We start from the raw sequence: 13,331 nt of genomic DNA on the forward strand, positions 1-13,331 counted from the left end.
CTTATAAAAAAATAAAAAAGAATAGGTGAAAATGTATACATATGAAAAATCGCGTAGTCCAATTACTATTTGTATTTACAATTGCGGCAATTATGCTCGGAGTCTTAAATAAGTCCTTTATTTCCTTATATACCTTAATAGGCATACTATTGCCTATCACAATTATAGGAATTTCCTTCGTTATTTTTATTGAAAACCGTTCCCCACAAAGTACATTGGCTTGGTTTTTAGTATTAGCCATTCTCCCTGTTATCGGTTTACTTCTGTACTTACTATTCGGAAGAAGTCGCTGGAGAAGAAAGAAACATTTACATCGTTCAGAAGAAAAAAGGAAGTTATTCCGTGGAATTTTAGAAGGAAGAAGTTTTAATTTAGAACTCTCTTCCCCTTTAAATGAACGATCCACCTACTTGACACAAGTTATCCAAAAATTTGGCGGTGGTCCTGTTGCAAATGAAACAGCAACAAAACTCTTAACAAATGGTGATGAAACGTTTACTGAAATCCTACAAGCAATTGAAAATGCTACACATCATATTCATATTCAATACTATATTTATCGATCAGACGAAATCGGTACAACGATTCGAGACGCCTTAATAAAAAAAGCAAAATCTGGCGTGATCGTACGCTTTCTTTTCGATGGACTCGGCAGTAGTAAATTACGTAGACGTTTCTTACAACCAATGAAAGAAGCAGGAATTGAAGTAGTTGAATTTGATTCTATTCTTTCACCTTGGCTATTAGAAACCGTAAATTATCGTAACCATCGGAAAATTGTAATTGTAGATGGGACGATTGGTTTTACAGGTGGGCTTAATGTCGGAGATGAATATCTTGGTCGTTCGAAGAAGTTTCCTATTTGGCGTGATAGTCATTTAAAAATAGAAGGAAAAGCATTATATAAACTGCAAGCCATTTTCCTAGAAGATTTTCTCTATGCCACTAGTAGTTTAAATACCGAATCTTGGAATCAATTTATGGATAGCACATACTTTCCAAGTCAAGGGATTCATCAGGCAGAAGGTGCCGTACAAATCGTTGCAAGTGGACCTAGCTCAGATGATACAAATATTCGGAATGCTTTATTGAAAATTATGGGTTCTGCAAAAAAGTCAATTTGGATTGCCACTCCATACTTCATTCCTGATCAGGAAACATTAACATTATTACGTTTGAGTGCACTTTCTGGAGTAGATGTCCGCATTTTATATCCAGGAAAAGGCGATAGCATCATTAGTGATCAAGCATCCCAATCATACTTTACACCGCTTCTGAAAGCGGGTGTCTCCATTTACCGCGTGAAAGATGCTTTTATGCATGCTAAGATTATACTTGTCGATGATGAAATTGCATCAATTGGTACAGCAAATATGGATATTCGTAGTTTTGAGCTTAATTATGAAATCATTGCGGTCCTTTATGAATCTAAAACAGTTCTGGATATAAAAGATGATTTTGAACAAGATTTTAAAGAATCTATAGAAATTACATGGGCGTCATTTCAAAAGCGAAGTATTCAAAAGCGCATGCTTGAATCACTTATGCGACTCATTTCTCCTTTACTGTAAGTTACTAAAAAATAAAAAAGGCTGTAAACATACCCGATATTGTACGGGTATGTTTACCGTCTGAAATGGTCAAGGAAATCTTTGTGAATGTTGATGTGCTTGAAATGAGGATGATTTCCATTCCAACCTACCGCTTTACTACAGGTGCGATTCATGATGCTATCGGCGGTTCTCATGTTGTTATCAGCGATTCTTGGCACTTTATCAGCGGTTTTCTCGATTTTATCAGCGATTCTCGGCACTTTTATCAGCGATTGGCATTTTGGAGCATCGGACGCCCCCTGGAAAGCGCCCAGCCGGAACGGAAATCAACCCCTCGTTTTGCCGGAGAGCCATACTTTATTTAATTTGACACAATGAAAGGGTGGTATGAAAAAATTCATACCACCCTTTATTAAATCAATTATGCCTCGGCATAATTGCGTTCGGAATCGACTTTGTGCTTAGGTCTGCGTGAGGGCCGACACGATGTCGGTGGTTTCGGTAATGCCACAGGACGTGGCGTTTTTACCGATGCAGGTCAGTTAGCCGTTATCGCATGGATGCGATGATTTTAGACTAACATCCTTTATTAACTCCTTTTCGATTCCGTGACATCCGCCGGAGGCTTAAATTCTTTCAGCGGGTGTTTGAACACCCGCTGAAGGAATTTAAAGCTCTCCTGCTTTTAATTTCCCATGCCAGTCTTTTAAGAATGGAATATCTTCCTCTTTAATAGTGCCTGATTCATTAGCTGCTTCAATTAAATAATCGAAATTTGTTAGAGATACATATTTTATGCCTGCCTCTTCAAATGCTTGTTCAGCGCGTGGAAGGTTGTATGTGTAGACGCAAATAACGCCTAGTACTTCACAACCTGCTGCGCGTAAAGCTTCAACAGCTGTAATGGATGAGCCGCCTGTAGAAACGATGTCTTCTACTACTACGACTTTTTGACCTGCTGCGTATTTTCCTTCTATTTGGTTACCACGGCCATGCTCTTTTGCTTTAGAGCGTACATACACCATTGGTAATTCTAAAATATCACTTACCCAAGCAGCATGTGGAATGCCTGCTGTTGCTGTACCTGCTACGATTTCTGTTGTACCAAAGTTTTCTTTAATAAGAGATGCTAGACCATTTGCTAATTGCTTACGAATTACAGGGTCAGAAATTGTCAGACGTGTATCACAGTAGATTGGGGATTTAATGCCTGATGCCCATGTGAATAGTTCTGTTGGATTTAATTCTACTGCACCTACTTTTAACATAGCGTGTGCGATTTCATTTTGTAATGTCATAGTTATGCCTCCCATAATTCACTTACGATTTTATATGCTGCTACTGGATCTTGTGCACCTGTAACGGCACGTCCAACGACGATTAATGAAGAACCGTCACGTTTTGCGCCGTCTGGTGTTGCAATGCGCTTTTGGTCATGTGCGTCGCCACCTGCTAATCGGATACCAGGTGTCACACGCAAGAAATCTTCACCGCATGCTTCAGCAATAGCTTTTGCCTCATGTACGGAGCAGACAACACCATTTAAACCAGCTTGTTTTGTTAAGCTTGCATAATGTAATACAGACTCCTGTAAAGATAAAGCAATTTTTTGCTCTGCGTGCATTTGCTCTTCTGTTGTAGACGTCAGCTGTGTTACAGCAATTAATGCCGCTCGTTCACGTCCTGCCGGAGTACCCGCTTCAAGCCCCTCAAGTGCTGCCTCCATCATCGGACGTCCGCCCGCAGCATGAACGTTGACTAAATCTACTCCTAATTTTGCTAGGCCTTTCATAGCAGAGCCCACTGTATTGGGAATATCATGTAATTTTAAATCTAGAAAAATATCATGACCTAGATCTTTTACTTTGCGTACAATATCCGGCCCTTCCTGCATATATAATTCCATACCGATTTTTACGAAAAGAGGCTCGTTAAAGTGCTTTAGAAAGTTGAATACTTCTGCTTCTCCAGGAAAATCTAGTGCAAGTATTGGTTTTGTATTCATAGACGATGGCTCCTTCCGATAATTTCTGAAATATCCTCTACTCCTAATTTATCGAGCTTTGCTGGTAGTTCATCAATAATAGTTGGACAAACGAAGTGATCGACAAAGTTTGCTGTTCCAACAGCAACTGCAGAAGCGCCAGCCGACATAAAGTCAATAACATCCTGCGCCTCTGTCACGCCACCCATCCCAATAATCGGAATATTGACAGCCTTATACACTTCATAAACCATGCGAATTGCTACTGGTTTTACAGCAGGACCAGATAATCCGCCTGTACCATTGGCAATCACTGGCTTACCTGTACGCTCGTCTAAACGCATACCAATTAGTGTATTAATCATTGTAATGCCATCTGCACCACCTGCTTCAACAGCTTGTGCAATTTCTACGATATTCGTTACGTTAGGAGACAATTTCACGTATACTGGCACTTCAGAAACAGCTTTGACAGCTTTAACTAACTCACGTGCAGTTGCAGGGTCTGTCCCAAATTGAATTCCGCCACATTTAACGTTCGGACAAGAAATGTTAAGCTCTAATGCTTTCACATTTCCTGCAGTTGAAATACGTCGTGCTACTTCCACGTAATCTTCTGTTTCCGTACCCGCAACATTTGCAATGATTGGCACATCATACTTTTCTAAAAACTTTAATTCTTCATTCATTACTTTTTCGATTCCGGGATTTTGTAAACCAATTGCATTCAACATCCCTGCTGCTGTTTCTGCTACGCGTGGGGTTGGATTGCCGGGACGTGTTTCCACAGTCGTAGCTTTAATCATAATAGCGCCAAGCTTTGATAAATCATAAAGCTGTGCATATTCACGTCCAAAGCCAAAGCAGCCGGATGCTGGCATTATTGGATTCTTCAAGTCTAAGCCTGGTAATTGAATGTTTAAACGACTCATAATGCCACCGTACCTTTCGGGAAAACTGGACCGTCAGAGCATACTTTTACATAGTCTTTTGCTACTTGGTCTGTTGTTTTACATACGCATGCAAAGCAAGCACCGATCCCACAGCCCATACGCTCCTCAAATGATAAATAACCTTCTTTTTCTGGATAAAAGCCTTCAAGTGCTTTTAACATTGGTAGCGGACCGCAAGAATAAAAGACATCGAATTCAGGTGCTCGTGACTCTAAAACATTTGTGACAAAGCCCTTTGTTCCTTTAGAACCGTCAACCGTTACATAATGTGTTTCACCAAGGGCACTGAATTCTTCCTCATAGAAGCATACATCTTCCGATTGGAAGCCTAGCACATGAATTGTTTTAACACCACGCGCGTTCAATTGCTTGGAAAGCTCATGTAATGGAGGTACTCCAATTCCCCCACCAACTAGTAGAGCTGTGCCTCCCTCTTTTACTGCTTCTACAGGGAACCCATTACCGATTGGACCAAGGACATTGACAAGCTGCCCTTCGCGATTTGTCGCTAACACTTGTGTTCCACGACCCTCCGCACGATAAATCATTGTAAATTCGTTGTTGTCTTTATCTATATTTGCAATACTAATAGGTCGACGTAAAAGCGGCTCCAATGAATCTGACACCTTTACATGGACAAACTGGCCAGGTGTCATATCCTGAACCAGTTCTCCACGAAGTGTCAATTCGAAAATGTTTGTCGCAATTTGCTTTTGAGAGACGACCGTCATTTTCTCTTGACGAATCATATTAATGTACTACCTCCGCTTTTGGCATTTGTTCTGCTGTGAATGTCATTGATTCAATAACTCGAACCATTGCTTCCGCTGTGTCTAATGAAGTTAAGCAAGGTACGCCATTTTCTACAGACTCACGACGAATTCTGAAGCCATCACGTGCCGGTTGCTTGCCTTTTGTTAAAGTGTTGACAACAAGCTGTGCCTCACCGTTTTGAATTAAATCGATTAATGTTTCACCTTTTGCACCGATTTTTCCAACTATATCTGTGCGTACGCCTGCATCTTCAAACGCTTTAGCTGTACCTTCAGTTGCGACAATACGATAGCCTACTGTTGAGAAGCGTTTTGCAAGTTCAATTGCTTCCTCTTTATCTTTATCGGATACAGTGAACAATACTGTTCCTTCTGTACGAATTTCCATACCTGCTGCAACTAAGCCTTTGTAAAGTGCTTTTTCTAATGTTGCATCTTTACCCATTACTTCACCTGTTGATTTCATTTCAGGCCCTAGTGTAATGTCAACACGACGTAATTTAGCGAAGGAGAATACTGGTACTTTTACGAAGACACCATTTTGCTCTGGCGCTAAGCCTGTTGGATAGCCTTGTTCTACGATTGATTTACCAAGAATCGCTTTCGTTGCAATATTTGCCATCGGAATGTTTGTAATTTTACTTAAGAACGGTACTGTACGAGATGAACGAGGGTTAACCTCGATAACGTATACTTCGCCCTGTGAAATTACATATTGAATGTTCATTAAGCCTATGATGCCAAGACCTTTTGCAAGGCGAGTTGTATAATCCACTAACGTATCTTTTTGTGCTTGTGTTAATTTTTGTGGCGGGTATACAGAGATCGAGTCGCCAGAGTGAACCCCTGCTCGCTCGATATGCTCCATAATACCTGGAATTAAGACATTTTCACCGTCACAAATGGCATCTACTTCGATTTCTTGACCCGTTAAGTAGCGGTCTACTAATACTGGATGATCTGGAGATGCTTCTACCGCGTTCTCCATATAATGTTGTAATTCCTCTTCGTTGTAGACAATTTCCATTGCGCGTCCACCTAGTACGTATGAAGGACGAACTAGTACCGGGAAGCCTAGACGTCCACTAATAGCAAGTGCTTCCTCCGTAGATACAGCTGTTTGACCTAGTGGCTGTGGAATGTTCAATTCACGTAATGCTTGCTCGAATTTATCTCGGTTTTCCGCACGGTCGATGTCTTCAAGAGTTGTTCCTAGGATTTTCACGCCATTGGCAGCTAATTTATCAGCTAGATTAATAGCTGTTTGACCACCGAATTGTACAACTACTCCAATTGGTTGCTCAAGGTCGATAATATGCATAACGTCTTCGATTGTTAATGGCTCAAAGTATAATTTATCTGAAACCGAGAAGTCAGTGGATACTGTTTCTGGATTCGAGTTAATAATAATTGCTTCGTAGCCTGCTTCTTGAATTGCCCATACTGAGTGTACTGTTGCGTAGTCAAATTCTACCCCTTGCCCAATGCGGATTGGACCAGAACCAAGTACAATAACTGATGGCTTGTCTGATTTGATCGATTCGTTTTCATCCTCATATGTGCCATAGAAGTATGGTGTTTCAGATTCAAACTCCGCTGCACACGTATCCACCATTTTGTATACTGGGATAATGCCATTTTCTTTACGATATGCATATACTTCTTCTGGTGTTGTTTCCCAAAGCTCAGCAATTTTCTTATCTGCAAAGCCTAGTCGTTTTGCTGTACGTAACACTTCTTTATCGTCTTTATTGTCAGCAAGTGTTTGCTCCATATCTACGATGTTTTTGAATTTATTTAAGAAGAATAAGTCAATGGCAGACCATTCATGGATTTGCTCAATTGTTACACCGCGACGAAGTGCTTCACCAATGAAGAATAGACGCTCGTCACCTGCTTTGCGAATACGTTTTTCAATCCAAGAATCAGAGTTCTCTTCTGCATGTTTTAGCTCTAAGTGAACTTGACCTGTTTCAAGAGAGCGCACTGCTTTTAGCATAGCTTCCTCAAATGTACGACCAAGTGCCATTACTTCACCAGTCGCTTTCATTTGTGTACCAAGATTACGTTTTGCTGATTCGAATTTATCGAACGGCCAACGTGGAATTTTCGCCACGATGTAGTCTAAAGCTGGCTCGAAGCAAGCATACGTAGAACCTGTTACAGGGTTTTTGATTTCATCTAATGTTAAACCAACCGCGATTTTTGCTGCTAGCTTTGCAATTGGATAACCTGTTGCTTTTGATGCTAATGCTGATGAACGCGATACACGAGGGTTTACTTCGATCACATAGTAATTAAAGCTATATGGATCAAGTGCTAACTGTACGTTACAGCCACCTTCAATTTTTAGTGCTCGGATAATATCTAATGAAATATTACGTAGCATTTGGTTTTCTCGATCTGAAAGTGTTTGTGTAGGTGCCACTACGATAGAGTCACCTGTATGAATACCAACTGGGTCAACGTTTTCCATGTTACATACAACGATAGCGTTGTCAGCAGCATCACGCATTACTTCATATTCGATTTCTTTATAACCAGCGATTGATTTTTCTAGTAAACATTGTGTTACTGGTGAATATTTTAGACCAGATGTAACGATCTCCTCTAGATCTTGATCGTTGTAGCAAATACCGCCGCCTGTACCACCAAGTGTGAAGGCAGGACGAACGATTACTGGGTAGCCAATTTTCGCTACAAAGTTTTTCGCCTCGTCTAAGTTATGAATAATATCTGATTCAGGTACTGGAGCACCTAGCTCATACATTAAATTACGGAATAGATCTCGGTCTTCTGCTTTATGGATCGCTTCTAATTTTGTTCCAAGAATTTCAATATCAAGCTCATCTAAAATTCCTGATTTATCTAATTCAATGGCCATGTTTAAACCTGTTTGACCACCAAGTGTTGGTAGGATTGCATCTGGACGCTCTTTACGTAGAATTCGTGATACGAACTCAAGTGTAATTGGCTCAATATATACTTTGTCAGCAATTTCTGTATCTGTCATTATTGTTGCAGGGTTTGAGTTTATTAAGATAACGCGATAGCCTTCTTCTTTTAATGAAAGACAAGCTTGTGTTCCTGCGTAGTCAAATTCTGCTGCTTGTCCGATTACGATTGGACCTGATCCGATTACTAAAATAGTTTCAATATCTGTACGTTTAGGCATGTTGTTTCCCCTTCCCTGCTTCTACTTCCATCATTTCGATAAATTCATCAAATAAGTGATTTGAATCCTCTGGACCTGGTGATGCTTCTGGGTGATATTGCACCGTGAAGATTGGATATTTCTTGTGACGTACACCCTCACAAGTGCCATCATTTAATGCGATATGTGTTATTTCTAAATCTGTATCTTTTAATGAATCAATATCGATTGCATAACCATGGTTTTGAGATGTTAAGTCTGTACGACCAGTACGTAAATCTTTTACCGGATGGTTACCACCTCGGTGACCGAATGGTAATTTGAAGCTTTGTGCACCACATGCTAGCGAGAAGATTTGGTGACCTAAGCAAATACCGAACATTGGCACTTTTCCGATTAAATTACGTACGGTTTCAATGCCTTCTACTACGTCCTCAGGGTTACCTGGACCGTTTGACAGCATAATTCCATCTGGATGCCAAGCTAAAATTTCTTCTGCTGATGTATTGTAAGGTACTACAAGCACATCGCAATCACGTTTATTTAACTCACGAAGAATACCGTGCTTCATACCATAATCAATTAATACTACTCGTTTGCCACGACCTGGTGATGGGTAGGCTGCTTTCGGTGATACTTCACGAACATGATGTGTAATCGCTGGTGTTGCCTGTAATTTTGCTACGACTTCATCCACATTCACTTCTTCATCAGCCGCCGTTAAAATAGCCTTTACTGACCCTTTACTGCGAATAATGCGTGTTAATTTTCGTGTATCAATTCCTTCAATGCCCGGAATATCCTTTGAAGTTAAGTACTCATCTACCGTTAAATCACAACGGAAGTTTGAAGGGGTTTTTGCTAATTCACGAACTACAAACCCACGGATAGCTGGTGTGATTGATTCAAAGTCATCACGGTTAATACCGTAATTACCGATTAAAGGGTAAGTTAACGTTACGATTTGTCCGTAGAATGAAGGATCTGAAATTGTTTCCTGATAACCTGTCATCCCTGTCGTGAATACAACCTCACCTTGTGAAGCTCTCTCACTACCGAACGCTGTGCCTGTAAATACTGTGCCATCTTCTAAAATAAGTAAACGTTTTTTCATTACTCTGCCTCCTGGTATACGATATTGCCTTCAAAAATTGTTAGAACCGGCCACCCTTTTGCAACCCAACCATTGAATGGTGTATTGCGTCCTTTTGATACAAAGCCTTCTGCATCAATTGTTTGCTCTTTATTTAAATCAATTAAAATCATATCTGCCGAAGCACCAACTTCTAATGTGCCATATGGTAAATCGAAAATTTGAGCTGCCTTGACAGTCATCCAGTCAATCAACTGTTTTAACGACCATTTCCCCGTTTCTACAAACTGTGTGTAAAGCAGTGGGAACGCTGTTTCAAAGCCTACAATGCCAAACGGAGCACCAACCATACCACAGCATTTTTCTTCTACTGTATGTGGAGCATGATCTGTAGCGATACAATCGATTGTGCCGTCCAGCATAGCTGCGTGAAGTGAATCTTTATCATCTGCTCCACGTAATGGAGGATTCATTTTCCAGTTCGCATCATCTGATGGGATATCCATTTCTTCAAGTAATAAATGATGTGGGCAAACTTCTGCAGTGACACGAATACCCGCTGCTTTCGCATCACGTACTGCACGTACAGATTCCTTCGTTGATACGTGACATACGTGGTAGCGTGCTCCAGCTGCTTCTGCCAGTAGTACATCTCGTGCAATTTGAACAGATTCACAAATTGATGGAATTCCTGGTAAACCAAGCTCTTGATTACGCTTCCCTTCATGCATCACTCCGTCGTAAATTAATGAGTTATCTTCGCAGTGAGCTACAACTACCATATCGTGCTGTGCGGCATCCTTCATTTGCTCATACATTGTTGAAGCAAGCTGGATCCCAACACCATCATCTGAAAATGCGACAGCCCCATGTGCTTTTAATTCTTCAATATTTGTACGAACCTCACCTGAAATGTCCCTTGTTAATGAGCCGTATGGAAGTACTCGAATAGCTGCACTTTCTTTAATAAGTCCGTTAATCAGCTGCATGTTTTCTACTGAATCTGGTACTGGTTTTGTATTTGGCATCGCGCAAATTGTTGTGAAGCCACCTTTTGCTGCTGATGCTGACCCTGTAGCAATTGTTTCTTTATGTTCAAAGCCTGGCTCACGTAAATGTGTATGAACATCGACAAAGCCTGGTGCAACAACTAAACCATTTCCTTCGATCATTTCTGCGCCTACTACATTTACATTTTGACCTATTGCAGTAATTTTGCCATCTGTCATAGCGATATTTACTGTTTGTAGCTCACCTTGTTCATTTAGCATTTGTACATTTTGAAGAACCTTTGTCATGTTACTCTCTCCCCTTTAAAATTGTTTCAACTATAGCCATCCGTGTATAGACACCATTACGAACCTGCTCGAAAATTCTAGAACGCTCGCATTCTACTAGCTCTGACGCAATTTCTACATCACGATTGACCGGTGCTGGATGCATAATAATTGCCTTTTCCTTCATTTGTTTCTCACGTTCAATTGTTAAACCGTACTCTTGATGATAGCTCTCTTTTGAGAAGCTTTTATTTACCTTATGGCGTTCATGTTGCACACGAAGTAACATAATCACATCGCTTATTTCGATTAAATCATCCCAAGAATGATGCGCTTCGAAACTGCCTTCCCACTCTTCCGGACAAAGGAAATGAACATTTGCCCCTAAGCGCTGTAACGCTAACGCATTCGATTTCGCTACACGGCTATGGCATATATCTCCAGCGATTGTCACATTCAACCCTCTAAAAGAACCAAACTCTTTTTTGATTGTATAAAGATCTAATAATGATTGAGACGGATGCTGACCAGTGCCGTCACCTCCATTAATGATTGACACATTGATGCCTTCAAGTAATTCATTGTAATACGCATCTTCTTTTGCGCGAATGACTACTGCATCCATACCAATCATTTCTAGCGTCTTTACCGTATCGTACAATGTCTCCCCTTTAGAGACGCTCGAAAAGCTACCGTCAAATGGGATAACGATACAACCAACTTTGCGCTCTGCCATTTCAAAGCTTGTTTTCGTGCGTGTACTTGGTTCAAAAAATAAATTTGCGACGTTGTGTGGGCGAGATAATGATGATGCTTCACCATTCTCAAAAGCTTGCGCACGATCTAGAATGTTGTTAATCTCTTCAATTGTTAAATGTTCCATCGATAATAAGTTCTTCATCATGTACCTCCACTGGGTTGTGTTTCATGAACGTTATGTATAACTAACGTTTTATAAAATCAATTTCGCCTTGGCGTAATTGCGTCCGGATTTTGAATTGTACGAGCACAATTCATTCCTTTCAAAATCCGTGACATCCGCCGGAGGCTTTACCTTCATACATTTCACCTTCAGAGGTGGGATGCATGAAGATAATAAAAGCCCCGTTGATGTCATCAACGAGGCATAAGGAGGCGTGACAAACTACAGCAGGATACATTCCTACTACAAGCTTATCTACAACTTCCCTTTTTTTGCCTCTCTGGACAATTCATTAAAAGGTACTTCTATGAATTTTTATTTTGATTGTACGGTACTGGTATATCTGCTTCTTTTTTACCTGGTAGAATGGCATTTAAAACAACACCTATAATCGCTGCTAATGCCATACCTTCGATACTTAGTGATTCCGAAATAACGAACTTCGCACCACCGATGCCAATGACTAAAATAACAGAGGCAATGACCAAGTTACGACTATTCCCAAAGTCGATATGATTATCAACTAACATTCGTAATCCACTTGCTGCAATGATACCGAAGAGCAAGATGGAAACCCCACCAAGTACAGCTGTTGGAATCGTTGCAATAACTGCCATTGCTTTCCCGAAGAATGATAGTAAAATTGCTACGACTGCTGCACCTGCAATGACATACACACTGTAAACACGCGTGATTGCAAGGACACCGATATTTTCACCGTAAGTTGTTTTCGGTGGACCACCGATTAATGCACTAATAAATGTTCCAATTCCGTCCCCTAATAACGAACGATGTAACCCTGGCTCTTTAATATAATCTCGATTAACAACTTTCCCTAATACTAACTGGTGACCGATATGCTCTGAAATAGTGACGATAACGATTGGTACCATTGTTAGGAGTAGCTTTGTTGTGATTTCAAAGTCGTAATGAACACCTGGGATTAAAAACTCAGGCTTTGCAAAGAAATCTGCTTTGGCAATTGGTGAATAATCTACAATTCCGATCATCATTGAGTAAATATATCCCACGATTAAGCCAATTAAGATTGGCATTGTGCTTAAAATACCTCTAAAGAAAATCGTGAAAATAATAGCTGTAAATAATGTAACTAACGCTGCTGAGAAGTGTAAAAAGCTATATTTACCATCAACATTCATCGCCATACTTACCGCTGTCCCTGATAATCCAAGACCAATTACCATTATAACAGGTCCTACCACAATCGGTGGTAAAATTTTCATAATCCATTTGTAGCCGCTTTTCCAGATGATTAGGGATACGATACCATATGTAATCCCGACTGCCATTGCACCAATCATCGCATGACCTGGATTAACACTTGAACCATCTTTATTTAAACCACCTGCGACAAGTAAAATCGGGGCAATAAAAGCAAAGGATGAACCTAAATATGCTGGCACTTGAAATTTCGTAATTAATAAGAAGAACAGTGTAGCAATCCCACTTGTTAAAAGGGCAATCGCTGGACTAAGACCAACCAACTGAGGAACTAAGATCGTTGACCCAAACATGGCAAACATGTGCTGGAAACTTAATGTCACTAGTTGGACTGGGGTCGGTTTATCCTTAATATCTAATACTGCATTTGACATAATGTT

General features: G+C 40.4%; 11 protein-coding genes. 2 read left to right on the plus strand and 9 right to left on the minus strand.

Annotated features, from left to right (window positions below; translation table 11 throughout):
- The first annotated feature begins 41 nt into the window (after nucleotides 1-41).
- Together ABH966_RS01665 and ABH966_RS01670 are read left to right on the plus strand one after the other, a co-directional pair.
- Nucleotides 42-1,571, plus strand: coding sequence for a cardiolipin synthase (locus tag ABH966_RS01665; protein ID WP_370075293.1), 1,530 nt, complete (start codon nucleotides 42-44; stop codon nucleotides 1,569-1,571).
- Between the two features lie 83 nt (nucleotides 1,572-1,654).
- On the plus strand, nucleotides 1,655-1,918 hold the full coding sequence (locus ABH966_RS01670) for a hypothetical protein (RefSeq protein ID WP_370075294.1): 264 nt from the start codon (nucleotides 1,655-1,657) through the stop codon (nucleotides 1,916-1,918).
- Between the two features lie 303 nt (nucleotides 1,919-2,221).
- On the opposite strand, the gene pyrE is transcribed toward ABH966_RS01670, so the two are convergent.
- The 9 genes from pyrE to ABH966_RS01715 form a co-directional block, all read right to left on the minus strand.
- Complete coding sequence (gene pyrE / locus ABH966_RS01675; RefSeq protein WP_370075295.1) at nucleotides 2,222-2,851, minus strand: orotate phosphoribosyltransferase; 630 nt, start codon at nucleotides 2,849-2,851, stop codon at nucleotides 2,222-2,224.
- A gap of 2 nt (nucleotides 2,852-2,853) precedes the next feature.
- Complete coding sequence (gene pyrF, locus ABH966_RS01680) at nucleotides 2,854-3,558, minus strand: orotidine-5'-phosphate decarboxylase (protein ID WP_370075296.1); 705 nt, start codon at nucleotides 3,556-3,558, stop codon at nucleotides 2,854-2,856.
- Nucleotides 3,555-4,469, minus strand: a complete 915-nt coding sequence (locus ABH966_RS01685; protein ID WP_370075297.1) for a dihydroorotate dehydrogenase — start codon at nucleotides 4,467-4,469, stop codon at nucleotides 3,555-3,557. The genes pyrF and ABH966_RS01685 overlap by 4 nt, the downstream gene beginning before the upstream one ends.
- Entirely contained in the window at nucleotides 4,466-5,239 is a 774-nt protein-coding gene (locus tag ABH966_RS01690) for a dihydroorotate dehydrogenase electron transfer subunit (protein ID WP_100544005.1), read from the minus strand. Before ABH966_RS01690 ends, ABH966_RS01685 begins: the two co-directional genes overlap by 4 nt.
- A gap of 1 nt (nucleotide 5,240) precedes the next feature.
- On the minus strand, nucleotides 5,241-8,438 hold the full coding sequence (carB, locus tag ABH966_RS01695) for a carbamoyl-phosphate synthase large subunit (RefSeq protein WP_370075298.1): 3,198 nt from the start codon (nucleotides 8,436-8,438) through the stop codon (nucleotides 5,241-5,243).
- Nucleotides 8,431-9,531 carry a carbamoyl phosphate synthase small subunit gene (locus ABH966_RS01700; RefSeq protein ID WP_049668365.1) on the minus strand — a complete coding sequence of 367 codons (1,101 nt, stop codon included), beginning with the start codon at nucleotides 9,529-9,531 and terminating at the stop codon, nucleotides 8,431-8,433. Before ABH966_RS01700 ends, carB begins: the two co-directional genes overlap by 8 nt.
- Nucleotides 9,531-10,808: a dihydroorotase gene (locus ABH966_RS01705; RefSeq protein ID WP_370075299.1), complete on the minus strand. Its 1,278-nt coding sequence runs from the start codon at nucleotides 10,806-10,808 to the stop codon at nucleotides 9,531-9,533. Before ABH966_RS01705 ends, ABH966_RS01700 begins: the two co-directional genes overlap by 1 nt.
- 1 nt (nucleotide 10,809) lies before the next feature.
- A complete protein-coding gene (locus ABH966_RS01710; protein WP_370075300.1) occupies nucleotides 10,810-11,688 on the minus strand; it encodes an aspartate carbamoyltransferase catalytic subunit in 879 nt (292 codons plus the stop codon).
- Between the two features lie 326 nt (nucleotides 11,689-12,014).
- Nucleotides 12,015-13,325, minus strand: coding sequence for a solute carrier family 23 protein (locus ABH966_RS01715; protein ID WP_370075301.1), 1,311 nt, complete (start codon nucleotides 13,323-13,325; stop codon nucleotides 12,015-12,017).
- Nucleotides 13,326-13,331 lie beyond the last annotated feature (6 nt).

This window comes from Lysinibacillus sp. RC46 (assembly GCF_041262385.1).
Taxonomy (GTDB): domain Bacteria; phylum Bacillota; class Bacilli; order Bacillales_A; family Planococcaceae; genus Lysinibacillus.

Excerpts from the sequence above, each read along its gene's own strand:
- ABH966_RS01690 (WP_100544005.1), bottom strand. The coding sequence starts at position 5,239 with ATGATTCGTCAAGAGAAAATGACGGTCGTCTCTCAAAAGCAAATTGCG.
- ABH966_RS01665 (WP_370075293.1), top strand. The coding sequence starts at position 42 with ATGAAAAATCGCGTAGTCCAATTACTATTTGTATTTACAATTGCGGCA.
- pyrE (WP_370075295.1), bottom strand. The coding sequence starts at position 2,851 with ATGACATTACAAAATGAAATCGCACACGCTATGTTAAAAGTAGGTGCA.
- ABH966_RS01700 (WP_049668365.1), bottom strand. The coding sequence starts at position 9,531 with ATGAAAAAACGTTTACTTATTTTAGAAGATGGCACAGTATTTACAGGC.
- ABH966_RS01705 (WP_370075299.1), bottom strand. The coding sequence starts at position 10,808 with ATGACAAAGGTTCTTCAAAATGTACAAATGCTAAATGAACAAGGTGAG.
- ABH966_RS01685 (WP_370075297.1), bottom strand. The coding sequence starts at position 4,469 with ATGAGTCGTTTAAACATTCAATTACCAGGCTTAGACTTGAAGAATCCA.
- carB (WP_370075298.1), bottom strand. The coding sequence starts at position 8,438 with ATGCCTAAACGTACAGATATTGAAACTATTTTAGTAATCGGATCAGGT.
- pyrF (WP_370075296.1), bottom strand. The coding sequence starts at position 3,558 with ATGAATACAAAACCAATACTTGCACTAGATTTTCCTGGAGAAGCAGAA.
- ABH966_RS01710 (WP_370075300.1), bottom strand. The coding sequence starts at position 11,688 with ATGAAGAACTTATTATCGATGGAACATTTAACAATTGAAGAGATTAAC.
- ABH966_RS01715 (WP_370075301.1), bottom strand. The coding sequence starts at position 13,325 with ATGTCAAATGCAGTATTAGATATTAAGGATAAACCGACCCCAGTCCAA.